The sequence below is a fragment of the Spirillospora sp. NPDC052269 genome, assembly GCF_040679435.1.
GTDB lineage: Bacteria > Actinomycetota > Actinomycetes > Streptosporangiales > Streptosporangiaceae > Spirillospora.
The window spans coordinates 1-19,469 of sequence record NZ_JBFAUU010000012.1 but is presented as its reverse complement, the minus strand read 5'-3'; the positions used below and the strand labels follow the sequence as shown (position 1 = coordinate 19,469).

Below are 19,469 nucleotides of genomic sequence, written 5' to 3'. Positions count from 1 at the left end.
AACCTTGTTCTCTAAGATGAACATCCATGAGCGAGCAGCCCGCCCGTACGCCCATGGAGTTCATCGCCGCGGCGCTGCGCCGCGAGCGCACCCGCACCGGCCGGTCCCTGACCGAGATCGCGCGCCGCGCCGGGGTCGCCAAGTCGACGCTGTCCCAACTCGAGTCGGGCGCGGGCAACCCGAGCGTGGAGACGCTGTGGGCGCTCGCCGTCGCGCTGGACGTCCCGTTCGCGCAGCTCGTCGCGCAGCCCGTCCCCCGGGTCCAGGTGATCAGGGCGGGCGAGGGGCCGACGATCGCCTCCGACCGCGCCTACTACCGGGCGACCGTCCTGGCGTCCTGCCCGCCCGGCGCCCGCCGCGACGTCTACCAGATCACCGCCGAGCCGGGCCCGCCCCGCGCGTCCGACCCGCACATGCCCGGGGTCGTCGAGCACGTTGTGATCAGCACCGGCCGCGCCCTGGTCGGCCCCCTGGACGACCCCGTCGAGCTCGCCCCCGGCGACTACATCGCCTACCCGGGCGACCTCCCGCACACCTTCCAGGCGCTGGAGCCCGGCACCCGCGCCACCCTGATCTCCGAACACACCTGATCCGGCCCGCCATGCGGCCCGCCATGCGGTCCGTCTTCCGGTCCGTCTTCCGGTCCGTCTTCCGGTCCGTCGTAACGGGATTCGCAAAAGCCGTTACGAATGGTCGATCAAGGCCCGTCCGGAAAAGCGGCACCGGCTCGGACCTAATGCCCCTCCCGCGCTCCCGCCACGCCGCGCTCCCGTGCAGCTCAGGCCCCATCTGACCTGTTCTGGTCAGTTCGCCCCCGCCCGGCGGAAATTCGTCGGAACCTGAGTCACTATTCGTCCGGAACGATGGTGAACAGGGGGCAAGGGGGCATGTTGCGGTGACTTCTGTATTCTCCAATGCCGCGCTGGACGACGACACCCGGCGGGGGCTGCTCTTCCAGGGCGAGGTGTTCGTCTACGCGGCCACCCCGGCGTCGCTGGCGCTGGTCGACTTCGCCCGGGAACTGGTCGCCGAGGCGTTCGGCGACCGGGACCCGGAGACGGCGCAGCACGAGATGGAGGTCGGCGAGTTCGCCGCGCTGCTCGCCGACCTGAAACCCCGCTTCATCCACCATCCGCGCTGCCGGGTCCTGCTGCCCGCGCTGCTCGAGGAGATGGGCTGCGACCCGTCCCGGACCTACTTCGACGTGCCCCGGCTGCGCACCTCGACGTCCGACGACTACCTGACGACCGGCATCTCCTACGCCTTCCACCCGCACCGGGACTGCTGGTACTCCGCGCCGTTCAACCAGGTCAACTGGTGGATTCCGGTCTTCGACATCGTCCCCGAGAACGCGATGGCGTTCCACCCGCGCTACTTCGACCGCCCGGTCAAGAACGGCAGCGCCCGCTACGACTACGCCGAATGGAACCGGACGAGCCGCCTGTCCGCCGCCAGCCATATCGGCACCGACACCCGCGAACAGCCGAAACCCGAGGAACCCGTCGAACTCGACCCGCAGATCCGGGTCGTCCCCGAGGCCGGCGGCCTGCTGGTCTTCTCCGGCGCGCAGTTCCACTCGACCGTCCCGAACACCTCGGGCAGGACGCGCTTCAGCATCGACTTCCGCACCGTCCACCTGGACGACGTCCGCGCCCATCGCGGCGCCCCGAACGTCGACGCCGCCTGTACCGGCACCACCCTGCGCGACTTCGTCCGCGCCTCGGACTCCGAGCGCATGCCCGAGGACCTGGCCGTCGACCACGAGAAGCGCGCCCTGGACAACCCCCTCCGCATAACTTGACCGTTCGTTACAGAAACCGCTAACGTCCCAGCCATGGGACGAACCAGGGAGTTCGACACCGAGGCCGTGGTCGAGCGCGCCGTGGAGGTCTTCTGGCGGCTCGGCTACGAGGCCACGTCGATTCAGGACCTCGTCGCCGCGACCGGGCTCGGCCGCGGGTCGATCTACGCCGCCTTCGGCAGCAAGGACGGCCTGTACGCGGCGGCGCTGAAGCAGTACTCCGAGCGCTCCGGCGCGGCCATGGCCGAACGCCTGGACCGGGACGAGCCGGTCCGCGTCGTCCTGCGCGACCTGTTGTTGCACCTGGTCGACCAGACCGTGGACGACCCCGAGCGGCGCGGCTGCCTGATCACCAACAGCGCCGTCGAGCGCCTGCCCCGCGACCGGACGGCGGCCCGCGTCGTCGGCACCTCCCTGGACCGGACCGCCGAGGCGATCACCCTCGTCCTACGCCGGGCCCGCGAACGCGGCGACCTCCGCCCCGACGCCGATGTCACCGCGATCGCCGACTTCTTCGTGACGACGATCCAGGGGCTGCGCGTCCAGGGCAAGGCGGGCGCCGACCGCCGCCGCCTCACCGCCGTCGTCGACACCGCCCTCGCCGTCCTCTGAACCGCCCCGCCCCCGCCACGCGCTTCCGCGCGCCCTTTTTGTGTAACGCTCAGTCAAGATTGGAACCGAAGCAATGACGACCGCAGCCCTCCTCGGCACCGGGATCATGGGCGCCGCGATGGCCCCGAACCTCACCCGCGCCGGCATCACGCTCACCGCCTGGAACCGCACCCGAGCCAGGGCCGAGGGCCTCGCCGAGCACGGCGCGACCGTCGTGGACACGGCCGCCGAGGCCGTCCGGGACGCCGACGTGATCATCACGATGCTGACCGACGGCGACGCCGTCCTCGCCGCGATGAAGGCCGCCGCCCCCGCCCTGCGCCCCGGCCAGATCTGGGCGCAGATGAGCACCGTCGGCACCGAGGCCGTCGCCCCGCTCGCCGCGTTCGCCGCCGAACACGGCCTGACCTTCGTGGACGCCCCGGTCCAGGGCACCCGCCAGCCCGCCGAACAGGGCAAACTCGTGATCCTCGCCGCCGGCCCCGAGCAGGCGCGCGCCGAACTCGCGCCCGTGTTCGACGCCGTCGGCATCAGGACCGTCTGGCTGGACGAGGACGGCGCGTCCGGCGCGGGCACCCGACTCAAGCTCGCCGCCGTCGCCTACGGCATCACGATGACCTCGATCGCCGCCGAGTCCCTCGCGCTCACCAAGGCGCTCGGCCTCGACCCGGCCCTGTTCGCCGAGGTTGTCACTGGTGGCCCGATGGACAGCCCCTACCTCCAGGCCAAGCTCCGCTCCGTCCTCGCCGGCGACTTCACGCCCAGCTTCACCGTCCGGAACGCCGAGAAGGACACGCGCCTGATCACCGAGGCCGCCGCGTCCGTGAACGTCCGCCTCGACATGGCCGAGGCCGCCCGCGCCCGGTTCCGCCGCGCCATCGAACAGGGCCACGGCGAGCTCGACATGTCCGCCACCTACCACGCGAGCTTCTCCTGATCGCGGCTTGACGTGAGGCCGGGCTCGGGGAGACTGGCGGGGTGATGGTCAAGACGCTGCGGCCGCGCGACTACAACGAAGCTCTGCATGTCGGGCACTTCTTCCGCAACAAGCGGGTGCCCGTGGTGATGGACCTGACCGACCTCCCGGAGGACGTGGCCCGCCAGTTCGTCGACTTCGCCGCGGGCCTGGTCTTCGGCCGCGGCGGCGACATGGAACGCCTCGACACCAGGGTCTTCCTCCTCGTTCCCGGCAGCATCAACCGCCAGGCCGTCGTTCTGCCCTGGGACCTGACCTCGCACTGACCCGTGAGCCCGGTCGGGACGCCCTGATGTCGAGCCCCATCACCGCGCCCCGACCGAAGCCGTGTGGTGCACTCCATCCCCTCGCCGCGTCACAAAGATCGGACCACCGGCGTCAGGTATGCGAACGGCTACGAAACCCGGGAGCACACCATGGCGGCTCGTTCGACCAATCCGACCACGGCCAAGCCCACTGACCACTTCGGTCTGGCAGGCAGGACGATCCTCGGCGAATCGACGCTGCCGTCCGCGATCCAGAACCTGGTCATCCTCCGCGCCGGCCAGCTCAACGGCGACACCCACGCGTGGAGCCGAACCGCCGCGCAAACTGGTGAGACCCGCATCAACCTGCTGACCACCTGGCGCGACTCGAAGGCGTTCACAGAGCCAGAACGAGCAGCCCTGGACCTGACCGAACAGGCCACCCGCATCGCCAAAGGCGGCGCCGCCACCGAAACCTGGACGGACGCCGCCAAGCACTACACCAAGAACGAACTCTCGGACCTGCTGATGTTGATAGCCCTCATCAACACCACCACCGGCATGAACGCCATCACCCGCCGCCGCCGCACCGAGCAGCCGTCCACGCGTCAGGAGGGCTCAGCGCAGGGCAGGTCGTAGGCCAGTGGTGGACGCGAGCAGCCAATGGTCGCACGGGCCTCGAGCGGCCCGGCCTCCGACGTCCGTATCCGGTCAGGGGTCATTTCTGTGACTTTTCCGCTGCCCTCCGTGGACGTTGAATCCAGGAACACGGCCGAGCGAGCAGGCAGGAGCATCATGAAGATCACGGGCATGACGTCCTACACCATCGATGCCGCGGCCCCGGACCAGGCGGTCTCCCTGGTCGGGAACGGCGATGGCTCGATGAGCGTGTTCGCGACTGCGGGCGGCCAGATCCAGGCGGCCCGCATCAAGCCCGGCGCCGCCCCGGACGGCTTCTCGCCCGTGACCGTCGGCGGCAAGTCCGTGGCGGCCGCCGGCGCCCCGGTCGCGCAGCGGGTCGGCGACGGTCGGGTGGGAGTGTTCTACCGCGACGGAGACGGCCGGTTGATGCTGCTGGGCGACACGAAGGGCGGTCCGGGCGTCTGGAACGCCCCGGTCAACCCGGCGGGCGCGCTGATGACCGGCGATCCGATCCTCGGCCGCAACGCCGACGGACGGCTGGAGACGTACTTCGTCGGGACCGACGGCGCCCTGTGGCATACCTGGACGGGCGACGCGGGCCTGGAGAGCGCGGGATGCGCCCAGTTCGGCGGCGGCAACATCCGCGACATAGCGGTCGCCACCACCTCGGACGGTCGTCAGGTGCTGTTCCACGCCAACATGTCCGGCGAACTCTGGGTGATCCAGCAGACCGGTCCCAACGGCTCCTGGGGAGACTTCTCCAACCCCATCACCAGCGTCACCGGCCCCCTGGTCGCCGCTCCGGAGACCACCGCCCCGCTCATGGCGGTCTACGGCGCCAACTCCTCTGGCGCCGACAACGTCCTGTCGTTCACTCAACAGAACGCCGACCTCTCCTGGACGCCGTCCGCCGAACTTCCGTACGACGAGACCGCACGTCCCAACACCGACCCGGCCGTCCGCCCCGTCCTGCTACCGGGCCCGAGCAAGCTCCTGGTGGCGGCCGTGGTCTACGGCGGCACCCTCTGGGTGCTGGAGCAGCCCGCCGACCCCACCGTCCGATACGGAGCGTGGACGACCCAGGTCTTCGAGACCGCCGCAGTCGACAAGCTCATAGCCGCCGCCTTCTGGGGCTCCTACCTCAACGTGGTGGCGGGATCCTCCAAGGCAGGCCTGACCCACTACCAGTTCACCTTCACCGCCTAGCCCAACCCCGCCACAGGACGGCGCAACCCGGCAGGCAGCACCTAAAGGCCGAGCTCGCCGTCCTTGATGCGAGCAACGAACCCCCGAGCCTGCTCAACAGAAAAGGCCAGCGCCGAACCACCCACGTCCTTGGAGTCCCGCACGCACACGGCCGCCGTGAATCATGCGAGTTCGACGCATTCGCCTTGCTGAGTGCTACGGCTACTCTTCCGCCAGACGGGACGTGGATCGTTGCTGGTCATGGCCACGAAACTCTCCGTTCCTCGTGCTGATCGTCCGGACAGAGCCGGTCGTGCTAGAGGTCGAGCTCGCCGTCCTTGATGCGGACGCCCAGCGCCCGCGCCTGTGCGCAGGTGAAGGACAGCGTTGGGCCACCGGTGTCCTTGGAGTCGCGTACACCCACCTGGCCTGGGAATCGGGCGAGTTCCACGCATCCGTGACCAGCGTCGCTGTGGACACTCTTGCGCCAGACGAGCCGGGGAGTGTCGCCTGTGGTGGCCATGGAGTTCTCCGTTCCTCGTGCCGGTCGTGTGGACGGAGCCGGTCGTGCTCAGAGGTCGAGCTCTCCGTCCTTGACGAGGGTGACCAGCGCGCGTGCATGGCTGGGGGAGAAGACCAGTGCTGGGCCGTCCGCGTCCTTGGAGTCGCGGAGGCAGATGGTCGCCGCGATGCGTGCGAGCTCGACGCACTCGGCGCCCTCTCCCTGGCTATGGGATGACTTCCGCCACGACGCGGCAGCGAGGGCGGAGCGGGGCGGGGCGTTGTGCTGCATGGTCCTCACCTCTGGATTCGAAGAGGGGGGCAGCGCTTCTGGAGGTCGAGCTTGCCGTCTTTGATGTGGGTGACCAGCGCCCTCGCATGGCTAGGGAAGAAGGTCAGCGCTGGGCCGTCCGCGTCCTTGGAGTCGCGGAGGCAGACGGTCGCCGCGATGCGTGCGAGCTCGACGCACTCGGCGCCTTCCGCCTGGCTGTAGGACGACTTCCGCCACGACGCGGCAGCGAAGGTGGAGCGGGATGGTGGGTTGTGCTGCATGGTCCTCACCTCAGTGTCCGAAGAGCCTGATGTGTCTAAAGGTCGAGCTCGCCGTCTTTGATGCGGACAGCCAGCGTTCGGGCTTCCGCAGGGGAAAGGACCAGCCCTGGGCCGCTCCTGTCCTTGGAGTCCCGCACGCAGACAGTTATTGCGACGCGCGCGAGCTCAACGCAATCGGCTCCCTCGCCTTGGCTGTAGGACGACTTCCGCCACGACGCGGCGGAGAGGCCGGAGCGGGACGGGGCTTGGTGCTGCATGGTCCTCACCTCAGTTCACTGAGCAGGTCCGCCAGCCACTCCAGGGTCGCGTCCCTTTCCAAGGCCGCACTCTGAAGATGCTGGAACCTCAGACTATGAGCCTCAAGGTCTTTCGGCTCCTCCAGATACAGCGCATTATTGCCCAGTTCGATGTAGACCACCGACGGATCCAAGTCGTAGTCCATCAGCATGTAGGCGTAGGTCAGCCCACCGTGCAGCCCCGCCTCGAACGGAATGACCTGCACGATGATGTGGTCCGACTCGCCAGTGTCGATCAGCCGCTGAATCTGCTCGGCCTGTTCCGCCGTGGTGCCGAATGGTCGCCGCAGTGCACTCTCGTCGATGATCGCCCACAGCATGGGCGGGTCGGGGTGCTCAAGGAGCTTCTGCCGGTTCATTCGGTACTCCACTCGGCGACCGATCTCGATGGGGTCGCGGAGCATGGAGCGACGGATGACTTCGCGGGTATAGGCGGGGGTTTGTAGCAAGCCCGGGATCACCAGGGGCTGGTAGGTGTAGATCCTCTTGGCCTCGGCCTCGAACCCGGCGAGGCTGCTGGCGAAGAGACCAGCGAACTCAGTGGTCTCCCACCAGCCGCGCTGGCGAGATTCCCGGGCGAGGTTGATCAGCGATTCGCGCTTGGCCTCGTCCTGGATCTTGTAGAAGTCGAGTAGGTCGCGGACGTCCCGCGGATTGGGGCGGCGCCAGTCGCCTTGCTCGATGCGGCTCATCTTGCCCTGTGACCACTCCAGGGCGCGCCAGACCTCCTCTGCGGTGTGGCCGGACGCGTCCCGGAGACCGCGGAGTTCGCGGGACAGGCGTCGGCGACGGATGGACGGGCTTCGACGGTCAGGAAGAGCGGTCATCGGCCTCTCCGTCTGTGCGGCTGAGTGATTTCGGGTTGGTCGGCGGTTGCCGATGCCTACGGGGGCGGACATTCGCTCATCTATCGGACGACTTCCGAGTTGGAGCTTCCACTTGGGACGACATCGCTTCATGATGTGACCAGAACAGTACCAAGCGTGATCGGAGCCTTCGGGGCGTTCGAGATGTTTGGGGCGACGACTTTCGAGTGTGTCGGCGCTGCCAGGTCGGGAGGGCAGAGCCCTTGACCGGCGATAAGAGAAGAGAGAAACAAGCCGCCGTGTGGCCGGGTGCAGGAGTCCAGGCCCGCCCGGCCACACGGCTTCACCCCCACATGGGAGGCGAGGATGAGCATACGCGGACCGGTCATCTTCCAAGCTGAGACCGACGCACGCGGTGAGGTCCCGCACGACGCTGTTCGTGCGGCCGTCGGACGGATCGCCGCGCGGTATCCGCAGGTCGTCGCGTGGTACGGCAGAAGCACAGGCCACTGGTGGGCCATGATCGGCGGTCGGCTCCTGGAGGCGTGCACGCCCTGGGAACTCGAAGCCGCGATCCACCACGCGACGTTCGCGCAGGGCGAGGGACGTGCGCTGCACTCGGCGACGTCCGTGCCGGTTGCGGACGTCCCTCGTCCGAGGGGGACGCACACGGACGGGCTCTGCACCTGCGGGTGTGTGCAGGAGGACGTTCGGCCTGGCCTTCTCGGACGGATCGCTGGGCTGCTTCACTCGCCGGACGGAGGCAGGGATGCCGCCTGAGCGCGTGGACATGTGCGGCGACCTGCCGTGCCTCGGAACCAAGGAGTTCGCGTCCGACCCCGAGCAGGCGAGCCGGGCCCGCGCGTGGGTCTCCGGAGCGCTCGGCCCGAACCATCCCGCCTACGAGAACTGCGAGCTGCTGGTGTCGGAGGTCTTCACCAACGCCGTCCGGTACGGCGACGGCGACGTCGTCGAGGTCAGCGCCTACGCCGACGACCAGCGCGTCCGCGTCGAGGTCGTGGACGCGGGCGGCGACACCCTGCCGCACCTCGTGGACGACCCGGACGGCGAGACCGGACGCGGCCTGGTCATCATCCGGGCTCTGACCGACACCTGGGGATGCCGCAAGCTCCCCGACGGACGCCTCCGCGTCTGGTTCGTCCTGGAACCCGTCCCGGACGCGTCGTAGAGACCAGCCCCGGCGGCGTACTTCGCCGTCGGGGCTTCCACGCGCGCGAAGACCGGACGCATATCGACGCCACCTGCATGAGGGCATCACCCACCGGTGGGCCGAGGCGACGCTGGCTCGCAAGGAGGACTCGGCCGAAGGCGGGTCGTAGGACAGAGAAGCGCCCAGTCGTCGTCAGGACTTCTACGGGAGGGCGACCGCCCGCAGGTAGGCCTGCACGTACTCCTCGACGACGTCCTCGATGGACGGCAGCTCGCCGTACAGCGGGGCGACCACCGGGCGTAGGAGCAGGTGGGTGACCAGTGGGGAGAACAGCTGCCCGAGCAACACCGTGAACGGCAGCGGGCGCAACCGTCCGGCTTCGAGGTGCGGAAGCAGCAGCTTGGTCAGGGAGTCGAACAGCCGCGGGAAGCTCTTCGCCATCGTCCGGGCGGCGGGGCCGTCCGGACGGCTGAACACGTCCGCGAAGGCCGCCGGGACGACGCGCGGCTCGCGCTCGAAGTCCGCGGCGAGGGCCTGGAGGATCGCCCGGACGGTGTCCTCGAGGGTCTCCGGCGGGTCGGCCGCGAGCGTCGCCAGGTCCGGCAGCGGGGTGTGCTTCTCGAAGACGGCGGCGAGCAGGCCGTCCCGCCCCTCGAAGACGGTGTGCAGGCTGGGCAGCGAGCACTCGGCCCGGACCGCGACATCGTCCAGCGTGACACCGCCCAGGCCGCGTTCGGCCACCAGCCAGGCCGCCGCCTCGATCGCGCGTTCCCGCACCTGAGGCCGTCCGCCCGGGTCGACGCCCGTCTGCCGGACGGCCTCGTCCAGTGCGGCCCGGGAGCCGCCGAGCCGTCGCAGCAGCGTGCTGCGCGAGATGCCGGCCGTCGTCGCGATCGCCGTCAGCGGGACGTCCGCGACGTCCTGGCCCCGCTCCTTCGCCGCCGAGATGGCGGCAACCACCAGATCGTTCATGTGGAACATCTTAATACTTGACACCTGAGACTGCTCCATAGATTCTATGTATCGCAGTTCCAATCCGAGGGGCCGAGGAGCCGACTCCAACGCCTCGCTAAGGAGTTCCGCATGCTTCGCAACGTGCTCACCCTGCCCAGCGGCAGGGTCGCGAAATGGGTCGTCCTCGCCCTCTGGGTGGCCCTGCTGATCCCGGCCTTCACGTTCGCCGGCAAGCTCGGCGACGTTCAGAAGAACGAGGTCTCGGCCTGGCTGCCCGCGAAGGCGGAGTCGACCAAGGTCGTCGAGCGGTCCGAGAAGTTCCTGCCGTCCGGCATGACGCCCGCGGTCGTGATTTACAACCGGCCCGGCGGCGTCACCGCCGCCGACATGGCCAAGGCCCAGGCGGACGCCGAGGCCTTCACGAAGACCGGGCCTGTCGTGGGCCGGCCACAGGGTCCGGTGAAGTCCGAGGACGGCAAGGCCATCCAGACCGTGGTCCAGGTACAGATGGACAAAACGGGCTGGGAAGGCGTCCAGAAGGTCGTCGACTCGATGACCGACATCGGCAAGAAGGACAGCGGCGGCCTGGGGTTCCATGTCACCGGTCCGGCCGGGTACGCGGCCGACTCGATGAAGGCGTTCAGCGGCGGAGGCGCCCTGACGGCCATCACCGCCCTGGTCGTGATCGCGATTCTGCTGCTCACCTATCGCAGCCCGTTCCTGCCCTTCCTGCCCCTGCTGTCCGCCTTCGGAGCCCTGAGCGCGTCGGAAGCGGTGGTCTACCTGCTGGCGAAGCACGCCGGACTGACCGTCAACGCGCAGACCAGCTTCATCCTCACCGTCCTGGTGTTCGGCGCCGCCACCGACTACGCGCTCCTGCTCACCTCGCGCTACCGGGAAGAGCTGCTGCGGAACGAGGACCGGCACAAGGCGATGGCCGAGGCCCTGCGCCGCAGCAGCCCGGCGATCATCGCCAGCGCGGCCACCGTCGCGATCAGCCTGACCCTGCTGATGCTCGCCACCCTCCGCTCCACCCAGGGCCTCGGCCCGGCCAGCGCCATCGGCATCGTCGTCGGGCTGCTCGCCATGGTCACCCTGATGCCGGCGCTCCTGGTCATCTTCGGCCGCTGGATCTTCTGGCCGGTCAAGCCGGTGCACGGAGCGCCCGCCAAGAACAAGGAAAGCCTCTGGACCCGGATCGGCACCGTCATCTCCGGCCGCCCGCGGACGGTCTGGATCGGGACCGCCCTCGTCCTCGGCGCCATGGCCGTCGCCGTGGTCGGGCTCAAGGCCGACGGACTCTCCAGCACGGACCAGTTCACCAACAAGCCCCCGATGGCCGTCGGCCAGGAGATCCAGGCCCGTCACTTCCCGGCCGGTTCGGGCGACCCCGTCTACATCGTGGCCAAGGCGTCCTCCGCGGACCGGGTGGGGAAGGCCCTGGCCGGCGTCCCCGGGGTCGCGAACGTCGCACCGCCGCTGGTCAAGGGCGATGAGGTCCTCGTCGCCGGAGACCTGAAGGCCGCTCCCGGCAGCGCGGCCGCGATGGACACCGTCAAGCGGATCAGGACCGCGGTCCACGGGATCGAGGCGGCGGACGCCCAGGTCGGAGGCAACGCGGCCACCACTCTCGACACGCAGAACGCGGCCACCCACGACTCGAAGCTGATCATCCCGATCGTGCTCGGCGTGGTGTTCCTCATCCTCGCGCTGCTGCTCCGGGCGATCGTCGCCCCACTGCTCCTGATGGTGACGGTGGTGCTCTCGTTCGCCGCGACCCTCGGCGTGAGCAGCCTGGTGTTCGACCACGTGTTCCACTTCGCCGGGGCGGACGCCTCCTTCCCGCTCCTGGCCTTCGTGTTCCTGGTCGCCCTGGGCGTCGACTACAACATCTTCCTGGTCACCCGCGTCCGGGAGATCGCCGAGGAGGAGGGCAGCACCCGGCGCGGCGCGCTGAAGGGCCTGTCCGCCACGGGCGGCGTGATCACCTCGGCGGGCCTGGTGCTGGCCGGCACGTTCGCGGCGATGGCCTCGCTGCCCCTGGTGTTCGCGGCCGAGCTCGGCTTCGCGGTGGCGTTCGGCGTCCTGCTCGACACCATGATCGTCCGGTCGGTGCTGGTCACCGCGCTGACCCTGGACGTGGGCCGCTGGATGTGGTGGCCCAGCAAGCTCTTCCGGCGCCACGACGCCGCCCCCGCGGCACCGGCCGTCACCCCCGACCGCGAGCCCGTGCTCGAAGCCAGGTGACGACCTTCCAACACGCGGAACGCCCCGCCGGGACCGGCGGGGCGTTCCGCGTTTTCGCGTGCCGGAATCAGGCCGCCACCGCCTTCGGACGGCGGAGCAGGCCGATCGCCGTGCCGAGGAGCCACCAGCTGAAGACCGCGCCCATGAGGGCGGTGGTTCCCCAGCCGTTGGCGGCGTAGAAGTGCGCGGGCGTGTTGCCGAAGAACATCGACGGCATGAAGGCCAGGTTGACCAGGGCGAGGGCGCAGGTCAGCAGGCCCGCCCAGCGCGGCAGGATGGACGTCCGGAGGATGGCGTGGCCGGCCGATCCGAGGAACATCGCGAGCAGCATCCGGTCGATGGTCCCGTAGAGGATGTAGGTGCCGTTGACCGTGATGGTCGGGTCGATCGGATGGTCGGACGCGATCACCGCTCCGGCCTCCAGCCCGGACGAGACGAGCGTGACGACGACGTAGGCGAGTCCGATGCCCCCGGCGAACCGTCCGATCCAGGCGTTCTCCGGACTGGCCTGACTGATGAGCTCCCGGAAGAACATCGTGAAGGCGAGGATGAACCCGAGCCCCAGCACCCCGATGAGCAGCCGGCTCAGAACGTTCGAGGCGGGCGGCGCCCCCGAGTAGACGAAGTACAGCGGGACTTCAACGAAGACCGCCACCGCGGCGGCGAGTCCAGCGGTTCCGGTGAGACGGCGGGCGAGGAGGAGGTTCATCGCGTTTCCCATCAACGTGTGAGTGGAACGCTTCGAAGTCTTCGCCCTCCAACACCCCCAGCCACTGGACCTGAGCGCCCACCCACCGGGGACCTGACCCCCCAATCCCGAGTGGGCCCCAGCCCAGCCCCCGCCGAACAAAAGGCCGGGCCGCGGCGTCCCACAGGTGATCAACTTGGGGGGAGTGTGCAGCATGCACGTCTACATCAGCGCTGACATGGAGGGCGTCACCGGACTCGTGGACGCGGACGACGTCCAGCCGGGCGGCCGCGACTACGAACGCGGCCGGATCATGATGACCGAGGACGTCAACGCGGCGATCCGCGGCGCATTGACCGCCGGCGCCACCGCCATCACCGTCAACGACGCGCACGGCCCGATGCGCAATCTCCTGCCCGACCTGCTGCATCCCGTCGCCCGGCTGGTCCGCGGCAAGCCCAAGAACATGATCATGCTCGAGGGACTGGACGCCACTCATGACGCGGTGCTCTGCATCGGCTTCCATTCCCGCGCCGGCACCCTGGGCGTGCTGAGCCACAGCTTCATGGGCCATGAGATCGAGGACATCTGGCTGGACGGCCGGCCCGTCGGCGAGATCGGACTCGCGCACGCGACCGCCGCCGCACTCGGCGTCCCGGTCGTCCTGCTGTCCGGGGACGACACCGCCTGCGCGGAGATGACCAAATGGGACCCCGCCGTCACCTGCGTGGCCGTCAAGAACGCGGGCGACCGCTTCTCCGCCGAGCTGGTCCCCGTCGACGAGGCACGTCAGGCGATCGAGACGGCTGCGGCCGACAGCCTCAGCGCCCCTCGCGGTCCCGCCCCTGCCGCTGACTCCGAGGACTCCACGCTCACCGTCCGCTGGCAGTCGGCCTCGGTCGCCTCGACCCTGCTCGGCATCCCCGGCGTGACCGCGACCGACAGCCGCACCGTCCAAGCCAGTGGCGCCCTGCCCGACCTGTACCGGCTCTTCGGCGTCTGGATGCGGGTGGCCGCCTCCCTCACCAACCAGGCGCCCTACTGCTGAAACCCGCGTTTCGGCCGCGCCCCGGCATCGCGCTCACTGACGGAGTCGCCGCCGGGGCGCCCTCGCGCCCTTCGGGTCAGATGCGACCGAAGAGGTGGTTGGCGGGGGCCTTGGGGTCGTCGCCGTAGAAGAACTCGACGACGGCGTCGTGGTACTCGGGACGGCCCAGACCGTCCGCCCCGGACGCGGCGAGCCGGCCGAAGACGGCGGCGCAGTCGGTGTCCGGGACGCGCATCCCGGCGCCGAAGACCTGGCTGAACTCGGCCAGCGTGATCAGGCCGTCGCGGTCGGAGTCGCCAAGGTCGAAGACCAGGTCGGCGACCCACTTGATCTGCTCGGAGTACCGGGACCGGTCGGTCAGGGCGGCGTGGAACCCCTCGGTCATCTCGGCGGCGTCCACCGCGTCGTCCCCGTCGGCGTCGTACGGAGCGATGATCTCCATCCAGAACCGGTCCATCGACTCGTTGAGCTGCCGGGCGTGCGGCGAGTTGGGCGGGATCCCCTTCGCCTCCACCGCGCGCTCGGCGATCTGAACGATGTCCTCGCGGCTCAGGACTCCGTCACCGTCCACGTCGGCGCCCTGGAACCACTGCTGGAACTTGCGTGTACGCAGATCACTCATGCACTCGACCATATGCACTCAGTCACACTCTAATTACCAAGAGTGGTCAAATGATGAGTCGACACCTTTGCCTGGACCGCCGTCGCGCCGCGGCGACGACGGTCCAGGCTCGGCCGATGTCACCAGCCGCCGTCGCCGTCCCCGTCGTCGGAGAAGTCGTTGTACTCGTTGTATTCGATGTTGGTGACCTCCTGGATCACCTGCTTCGGCTCGTCGTCGTCCAGCATCTCGTTGATGAGCGCACCGCCGACCAGGCCCGCCGCGCCGGCCGCGGCCACGCCGCCCCAGCCGGGCCCGCGCCGCTCCCGGTGGTCGTCACGGTCGTAGTCGTGGTGGTGATGGTCGTCGTAAACGGGCTGTCCGTAGCCGGGCGCCGGGTAGCCGGGGGCCGGGTATCCCTGCTGCGGCGCGGGATATCCCGGCTGGGCCGCCGGGTATCCGGGCTGGCCGGACGCCATCTGCTGCTGGTACACGGCCCAGCGCTGCGCGCAGGCGGGGCAGGCGGTCACGTTGCGCGCCGCACCCCACTGCGGCGTCCACAGGATGGAGTGGACGCCCGGACCGTGCGCGGCGTCGAAGAAACACGTCATGGAGGCAACTCCCCGGATCGAGTTATCTGCGACAAGTGTCGTAGATGATTCGAAGTTGATCAAGCCGATCCTGTCAGGTCGGACGGCGTGGGGAGGGCGCGTCAGAGGAAGGGAAGCCCGAGCGCCCGGTCCAGCTGCAGCGCGGCGGCGGCGAACGGCCCGGTCGTCAGGCTGCTGCCCAGCAGCGCCACCGGACCGGTCACCGGATTCCGCGCAGGCGGCGCGGCCAGCAACGCCCGCACCCGCTCGACCGTCTGCGACTCGGCGAACCCGGGAAGGTCCCGAACGACCCCACCCCCAGCCCCCTCGCCCAGCCGACCCGCCGTGCCTGCCAAAGCGACCTTCGCGATTGTCTGGGCGACCAGAACCCGATCGCCTGTGGCGTCCGCCGTCTCCTCGTCCGCCCAACGCTCGAGCGCCAGCCGCAACCGCGCCTCCAGCGGGCGCAGAAACGGCAGGACGGCACTGGTCAGCGCCCCGACCAGCAGATACCGGTGATGGGCGTGCCGCAGATGCGTCTCCTCATGCCGGAAGACGACCGCCAGCTCGGGCCCGCTCAACCTCCGAAGCAACCCGCGCGAGACCAGCACGCCTCCGTCGCGCCGCCCCGGGACGGCCATGGCCACCGGCTCATCGCATTCGAGCACCCCGCGGCTCAGCCGCCGCGCCTCCCGCGTCCCCGAGACATTCCGCCGGACGACCCGTCCCGCGACAACACACGCGAACGCGAACAAAGCCACAGCAATAACGCCGAACGCGGACGGAACCGGCTCGTCGTCCCCGAACAGCATCCACTCGGGCAGCCGGTCCGCCGCGTCCGGAGCCAGCGTCGCCCCGTAGTTCACCGCGACGAACAGGGCCGTCCCGACGGCGGACGTCGTCGCCGTGCCCGCGACCGTCACCAGGATCCGCGCCGTCCAGACCGGATGCAGCGGCACCCGCGTCCACCCGAGCAGGACCGCCGGCGGCAGCGTCACCGCGACCGGCAGGAAAGTGAACAGATTCACCGCGCCCCCTCGGACGGCTGCTCGCCTACGATCGGTAGACCGTCGCCAACGCCCAGCAGACCGACACCCGGCGGACCGACGCCCGGCAGACCGTCGCCCGGCAGACCGTCGCCAACGCTCGGCTGCTCGCCGACGCCGACCGGCAGATCGTTCAGGACGACCCGGAGGATCCGCGCCTGCTCCCCGCTCAACGTCTCGACGAACCGGCTCAGTACGTACTGCTGGTCGCTGGCCAGCCGCAGATGCTCGTGCATGCGACCGGCGACGACGTCCGCCTCGTCCACCGCCAGCCGGTACTCGTACTGACGCCCGACCCGGACGCGCTGGACCATCCCCTTGTCTAGGAGCCGGTTCAGGATCGTGTTCAACGTCGACCGCGTGGGCGCGCCGACCATGCGCTCGCACAGGTCGACGGTGCTGATGAAGGCGTCCGCGGCGGCGAGGACGGCCAGCACCTCGGCCTCCAGTCGCCCGAGAGGACGTCGCGCCACCCTGAACCCCTCTCCGTCCACGTCCGGGCCCGAACAGGACCAGTCGGAAACGACCGAATTCTGCCGGACCAATGGCCGGAGCGTGGAGAACTCCTCCGAGACGAGAGCTTAGACAGCCCGTCCATCGGATACATATCGTAACGATTAGCTACATAACGTAGCCCAGGAGGCTGTCATGGACCTCGATGAGCGCACGCTGCAAGGCGCGGGGGCCGCCGCCGCGGCCACCCGGCTGGCCGAACAGGACGTCATCGCCGTGATCCTGGTCTGGGTCGACACCAGCGGCATCGCCCGGGTCAAGGCCGTCCCGCTGTCCCGGCTCGAACACGCCGCCACCTGGGGCATCGGCGTCCCGCCCGGCCTGGACGCCTTCCTCCTGGACGACTCGGTCGTCACAGGCCGGTACGCGGGCGGCCCGCCCGTCGGCGACCTCCGGCTCCACCCCGACCTGGACCGCCTGGTCCCCCTGGCCGCCCTCCCCGGCTGGGCCCTCGCCCCCGCGGACCGCTACACCCAGGACGGAACCGTCCACCCCCTCGACTCACGCTCCCTGCTCCGCCGCGAGATGACCCGCCTCGCCTCCCAGGGCTGGGCCGCCCGCGCCGCCTTTGAGATGGAATGGGTCGTCTCCGACAAGGGCTGGGACGAGTTCACCCCCGCCTGCAACGGTCCGGCCTACGGAATGACCCGCATCAGCGAGCTCTCCGACTACCTCCGCGACGTCCTCGTCGCCCTCGACGGCTCCGGCGTCCCGGTCGAGCAGATCCACCCCGAATACGCCCCCGGCCAGTACGAACTCACCGTCGCCGCCGAAGACCCGCTCGGCGCGGCCGACACCGCCGTCCTCGTCCGCGAGACCATCCGCGCGATCTCCCTGCGCCACGGCCTGGTCGCGTCCTTCTCACCCAAGGCCGAACTCACGTCCCTCGGCAACGGCGGCCACGTCCACCTGAGCCTCTGGCGCCGCGGCACCGACGGCGCCGCCTCGACCAACGCCATGGCGGGCGGGGACGGCCCGTCCGGCATGACCCAGGCCGGCGAGGCGTTCGCCGCCGGAATCCTGCGCCGTCTCCCGGCGCTCCTCGCGATCGGCGCCCCGTCCATGGCCAGCTACCTGCGCCTCGTCCCGTCCGGCCGCGCCGGCGCCTACGCCTGCTGGGGCCCCGAGAACCGGGAGGCCGCCCTCCGTTTCATCACCGGCGCCCACGGCGAACGCCACCGCGCCGCCAACCTCGAGGTGAAGTGCTTCGACCCGTCCGCCAACCCCTACCTGGCCCTGGCCGCCCTCCTGGCCGCCGGACGCGCCGGACTGGACGCCCGCGAAACCCTCCCCGCCCCGGTGACCACCGACCCGGCGGCCCTCCCCACCCGAGAACGCGAAACCGCCGGCATCACCCCACTGCCAACGACCCTGAGCGAGTCCGTCGCCGCCTTCGAAGCCGACCCCGTCCTCCGCCAGGCCCTGGGCGACGCCGTCATCGACACCGTCTCAGTCGTCCGCCGAGGCGAGATAGCCCTCCTGGACGACGCGACCCCCGAGCAAATAACCGCCACCACCCGCTGGCGCCACTGATCAGGGCCCCATCGACGACGTCGGCGGGGCCCTGATCAGTGGCGGAGGATCGGGGATCTGAACCCCGGACGGGCGCTAAACCCAAACCGCACCAGCAGAGCCCTCAGACGCGTGCTTTGTGGTGATCCGCCATCCACCCGATTCCTGTTTCCACAGGTCAGAAGGTGTGCCAGCGCGTTCATGATCACATGCAGGATGGCGTCCTCCGGGCTCCGGAACCGCTCGGGCCTTCGACGGACGCTTGAGGTTCCGAAGTGCCGGGGAGCCGGCTTGGTCATGATCTTGGTGACACCTGACCGGTAGGTGTTCGATCAGGAAGAAGACCTCCGGGCATAGTGGAGTTTGCACGCTTCACCCACACCCGGAGGTCTTGACGGGTCACGCTAACGCCCGGCTGACGTTTCATGGCAGATGCCTGCTGGTTCGTCGTGTCGTGGAGGACGGTCGTCCGGTCGCGCACGTGGCCGCGGAGCTGGGTGTCTCACGCCAGTGCGCGCACCGGTGGGTGGGCCGCTACCAGGCCGAGGGCTGGGACGGGCTGGCCGACCGGCGCAGCGGACCCCGCTCCTGCCCGTCACGAACCCCCGCCGAGGTCGAGCAACGCATGATCGCCGCCCGGCAGCGGCTGCGGGCAGGCCCCGACCACATCGCCGCGACCACCGGAGTACCGGCCCGCACGGTCCCCCGGATCCTGCGCCGCCACAACATGCCCGTGCTGGCGGCCTGCGACCCGCTCACCGGACAGCAGATCCGAGCCTCCCGCCACAGCACCCGCCGGTATGAGCATCCAGCGCCGAGCGACATGATCCACCTGGACGTCGGCGCACAGTGGTCGGAGGTTGTCGCCGTGGTCGGTGCCGCTGAGGTTGTCCGGGCACGTGGTGGGGCGACGTCGGTCGATTGTCTGCCGGCGATGTCGCACTTGGTCAGCCAATGGCACCGATGCCCGTCCCGGGCGGAGGTCGACGGGGAGCCCGGCCACGCCGGCCGACCGGTAGCGGGCCTGTTCGACGGCTGGACTCGGTCACGGAGCCACGGTGTCCAACGGAAACTGGGGTGCGGGAGAACCTGGTCCTTGGCTATCCGAGCGTGCTGAGCAAGGGCTCCCCTGGCCTGGCACCCGCGTCCGTCCGCGCATCCCGCGATCAAGTTGCAGCCACTCCACCCCTCGGGTAGCGTCTCTCCTCGCGCCTAGAGGGATGCAGGACGCCGCTGAGCGGTGGCCGGCCCGGAGAGCGTGACCATCACTGATCATGCAGATTCGATCCGTCGTGCCCGCATGTTCTGATGGCGTCGGAAAAGCTCGATTTTGCGAATCGGTGCGGATCTGGTGAAATAGAAGTGCTGCAGGGAACGGCCGCGAAAGCGGACGGGAACCGCGGAATCGGGATCGGCCGGAAATTGACAAGCCGGGCGGAACTGATAAAGTAAATGAGTCGCCACGGAGCGAAGGCCGCAGAGA

The 19,469-nt window shown here is 69.6% G+C and carries 25 protein-coding genes and 1 pseudogene; 13 read left to right on the top strand and 13 right to left on the bottom strand.

Annotated elements, in window-relative coordinates; all coding sequences use genetic code 11:
- The first annotated feature begins 26 nt into the window (after positions 1 to 26).
- The 7 genes from AB0L06_RS25320 (at position 27) to AB0L06_RS25290 (ending at position 5,482) form a co-directional block, all read left to right on the top strand.
- The gene (locus AB0L06_RS25320) at positions 27 to 590 is read left to right on the top strand and encodes a helix-turn-helix domain-containing protein (RefSeq protein ID WP_500233569.1); all 564 of its coding nucleotides are present in this window, start codon (positions 27 to 29) and stop codon (positions 588 to 590) included.
- 305 nt (positions 591 to 895) lie between these two features.
- Entirely contained in the window at positions 896 to 1,801 is a 906-nt protein-coding gene (locus tag AB0L06_RS25315) for a phytanoyl-CoA dioxygenase family protein (RefSeq protein ID WP_500233568.1), read from the top strand.
- 33 nt (positions 1,802 to 1,834) lie between these two features.
- Positions 1,835 to 2,413, top strand: a complete 579-nt coding sequence (locus AB0L06_RS25310) for a TetR/AcrR family transcriptional regulator (RefSeq protein ID WP_500233567.1) — start codon at positions 1,835 to 1,837, stop codon at positions 2,411 to 2,413.
- A gap of 73 nt (positions 2,414 to 2,486) precedes the next feature.
- Positions 2,487 to 3,350 carry an NAD(P)-dependent oxidoreductase gene (locus AB0L06_RS25305; RefSeq protein WP_500233566.1) on the top strand — a complete coding sequence of 288 codons (864 nt, stop codon included), beginning with the start codon at positions 2,487 to 2,489 and terminating at the stop codon, positions 3,348 to 3,350.
- Positions 3,351 to 3,394: 44 nt separating this feature from the next.
- On the top strand, positions 3,395 to 3,655 hold the full coding sequence (locus tag AB0L06_RS25300) for a cell division protein SepF (RefSeq protein WP_500233835.1): 261 nt from the start codon (positions 3,395 to 3,397) through the stop codon (positions 3,653 to 3,655).
- 150 nt (positions 3,656 to 3,805) lie between these two features.
- Complete coding sequence (locus AB0L06_RS25295) at positions 3,806 to 4,273, top strand: carboxymuconolactone decarboxylase family protein (RefSeq protein WP_500233565.1); 468 nt, start codon at positions 3,806 to 3,808, stop codon at positions 4,271 to 4,273.
- Positions 4,274 to 4,429: 156 nt separating this feature from the next.
- A complete protein-coding gene (locus AB0L06_RS25290) occupies positions 4,430 to 5,482 on the top strand; it encodes a DUF8189 domain-containing protein (protein ID WP_500233564.1) in 1,053 nt (350 codons plus the stop codon).
- A 41-nt stretch (positions 5,483 to 5,523) separates the two neighbouring features.
- Here the strand turns inward: AB0L06_RS25290 and AB0L06_RS25285 are convergent, their stop codons facing one another.
- The 6 genes from AB0L06_RS25285 to AB0L06_RS25260 form a co-directional block, all read right to left on the bottom strand.
- The gene (locus AB0L06_RS25285) at positions 5,524 to 5,625 is read right to left on the bottom strand and encodes a DUF397 domain-containing protein (RefSeq protein ID WP_500233563.1); all 102 of its coding nucleotides are present in this window, start codon (positions 5,623 to 5,625) and stop codon (positions 5,524 to 5,526) included.
- Between the two features lie 152 nt (positions 5,626 to 5,777).
- Positions 5,778 to 5,984, bottom strand: coding sequence for a DUF397 domain-containing protein (locus tag AB0L06_RS25280; RefSeq protein ID WP_500233562.1), 207 nt, complete (start codon positions 5,982 to 5,984; stop codon positions 5,778 to 5,780).
- A gap of 48 nt (positions 5,985 to 6,032) precedes the next feature.
- Positions 6,033 to 6,254, bottom strand: a complete 222-nt coding sequence (locus tag AB0L06_RS25275) for a DUF397 domain-containing protein (RefSeq protein WP_500233561.1) — start codon at positions 6,252 to 6,254, stop codon at positions 6,033 to 6,035.
- Between the two features lie 5 nt (positions 6,255 to 6,259).
- A complete protein-coding gene (locus AB0L06_RS25270; protein WP_500233560.1) occupies positions 6,260 to 6,514 on the bottom strand; it encodes a DUF397 domain-containing protein in 255 nt (84 codons plus the stop codon).
- A gap of 35 nt (positions 6,515 to 6,549) precedes the next feature.
- Positions 6,550 to 6,771 (bottom strand): DUF397 domain-containing protein, encoded by a 222-nt coding sequence (locus AB0L06_RS25265; protein ID WP_500233559.1) that lies wholly within the window; start codon positions 6,769 to 6,771, stop codon positions 6,550 to 6,552.
- Between the two features lie 5 nt (positions 6,772 to 6,776).
- Positions 6,777 to 7,637, bottom strand: coding sequence for a helix-turn-helix domain-containing protein (locus AB0L06_RS25260; RefSeq protein WP_500233558.1), 861 nt, complete (start codon positions 7,635 to 7,637; stop codon positions 6,777 to 6,779).
- Positions 7,638 to 7,982: 345 nt separating this feature from the next.
- Between AB0L06_RS25260 and AB0L06_RS25255 the strand changes: the two genes are divergently transcribed.
- The gene (locus AB0L06_RS25255) at positions 7,983 to 8,396 is read left to right on the top strand and encodes a hypothetical protein (protein ID WP_500233557.1); all 414 of its coding nucleotides are present in this window, start codon (positions 7,983 to 7,985) and stop codon (positions 8,394 to 8,396) included.
- Complete coding sequence (locus AB0L06_RS25250; RefSeq protein WP_500233556.1) at positions 8,386 to 8,805, top strand: ATP-binding protein; 420 nt, start codon at positions 8,386 to 8,388, stop codon at positions 8,803 to 8,805. Before AB0L06_RS25255 ends, AB0L06_RS25250 begins: the two co-directional genes overlap by 11 nt.
- Before the next feature lie 183 nt (positions 8,806 to 8,988).
- On the opposite strand, the gene AB0L06_RS25245 is transcribed toward AB0L06_RS25250, so the two are convergent.
- Positions 8,989 to 9,759: a TetR/AcrR family transcriptional regulator gene (locus AB0L06_RS25245; protein WP_500233555.1), complete on the bottom strand. Its 771-nt coding sequence runs from the start codon at positions 9,757 to 9,759 to the stop codon at positions 8,989 to 8,991.
- 111 nt (positions 9,760 to 9,870) lie between these two features.
- Between AB0L06_RS25245 and AB0L06_RS25240 the strand changes: the two genes are divergently transcribed.
- The gene (locus tag AB0L06_RS25240) at positions 9,871 to 11,988 is read left to right on the top strand and encodes an MMPL family transporter (protein WP_500233554.1); all 2,118 of its coding nucleotides are present in this window, start codon (positions 9,871 to 9,873) and stop codon (positions 11,986 to 11,988) included.
- Between the two features lie 67 nt (positions 11,989 to 12,055).
- On the opposite strand, the gene AB0L06_RS25235 is transcribed toward AB0L06_RS25240, so the two are convergent.
- Positions 12,056 to 12,697, bottom strand: a complete 642-nt coding sequence (locus tag AB0L06_RS25235) for a hypothetical protein (protein WP_500233553.1) — start codon at positions 12,695 to 12,697, stop codon at positions 12,056 to 12,058.
- Between the two features lie 193 nt (positions 12,698 to 12,890).
- Here AB0L06_RS25235 and AB0L06_RS25230 point away from each other — a divergent pair, with 193 nt between their 5' ends.
- Positions 12,891 to 13,724, top strand: coding sequence for a M55 family metallopeptidase (locus AB0L06_RS25230; RefSeq protein ID WP_500233552.1), 834 nt, complete (start codon positions 12,891 to 12,893; stop codon positions 13,722 to 13,724).
- Between the two features lie 76 nt (positions 13,725 to 13,800).
- Here AB0L06_RS25230 and AB0L06_RS25225 read toward each other — a convergent pair whose 3' ends face one another.
- The 4 genes from AB0L06_RS25225 to AB0L06_RS25210 form a co-directional block, all read right to left on the bottom strand.
- Positions 13,801 to 14,346: an EF-hand domain-containing protein gene (locus AB0L06_RS25225; RefSeq protein ID WP_500233551.1), complete on the bottom strand. Its 546-nt coding sequence runs from the start codon at positions 14,344 to 14,346 to the stop codon at positions 13,801 to 13,803.
- Positions 14,347 to 14,465: 119 nt separating this feature from the next.
- Complete coding sequence (locus AB0L06_RS25220) at positions 14,466 to 14,936, bottom strand: hypothetical protein (RefSeq protein ID WP_500233550.1); 471 nt, start codon at positions 14,934 to 14,936, stop codon at positions 14,466 to 14,468.
- Positions 14,937 to 15,037: 101 nt separating this feature from the next.
- On the bottom strand, positions 15,038 to 15,943 hold the full coding sequence (locus AB0L06_RS25215) for a M56 family metallopeptidase (RefSeq protein WP_500233549.1): 906 nt from the start codon (positions 15,941 to 15,943) through the stop codon (positions 15,038 to 15,040).
- On the bottom strand, positions 15,940 to 16,434 hold the full coding sequence (locus AB0L06_RS25210; protein WP_500233548.1) for a BlaI/MecI/CopY family transcriptional regulator: 495 nt from the start codon (positions 16,432 to 16,434) through the stop codon (positions 15,940 to 15,942). The genes AB0L06_RS25215 and AB0L06_RS25210 overlap by 4 nt, the downstream gene beginning before the upstream one ends.
- A gap of 175 nt (positions 16,435 to 16,609) precedes the next feature.
- Here AB0L06_RS25210 and AB0L06_RS25205 point away from each other — a divergent pair, with 175 nt between their 5' ends.
- A complete protein-coding gene (locus tag AB0L06_RS25205; RefSeq protein WP_500233547.1) occupies positions 16,610 to 18,007 on the top strand; it encodes a type I glutamate--ammonia ligase in 1,398 nt (465 codons plus the stop codon).
- A gap of 370 nt (positions 18,008 to 18,377) precedes the next feature.
- A pseudogene (locus tag AB0L06_RS25200) lies at positions 18,378 to 18,890 on the top strand (leucine zipper domain-containing protein); the annotation flags it as partial.
- A 368-nt stretch (positions 18,891 to 19,258) separates the two neighbouring features.
- Here the strand turns inward: AB0L06_RS25200 and AB0L06_RS25195 are convergent.
- Positions 19,259 to 19,469 (bottom strand): hypothetical protein (locus AB0L06_RS25195; protein WP_500233546.1); only part of this gene is annotated, 211 nt, incomplete at its 5' end.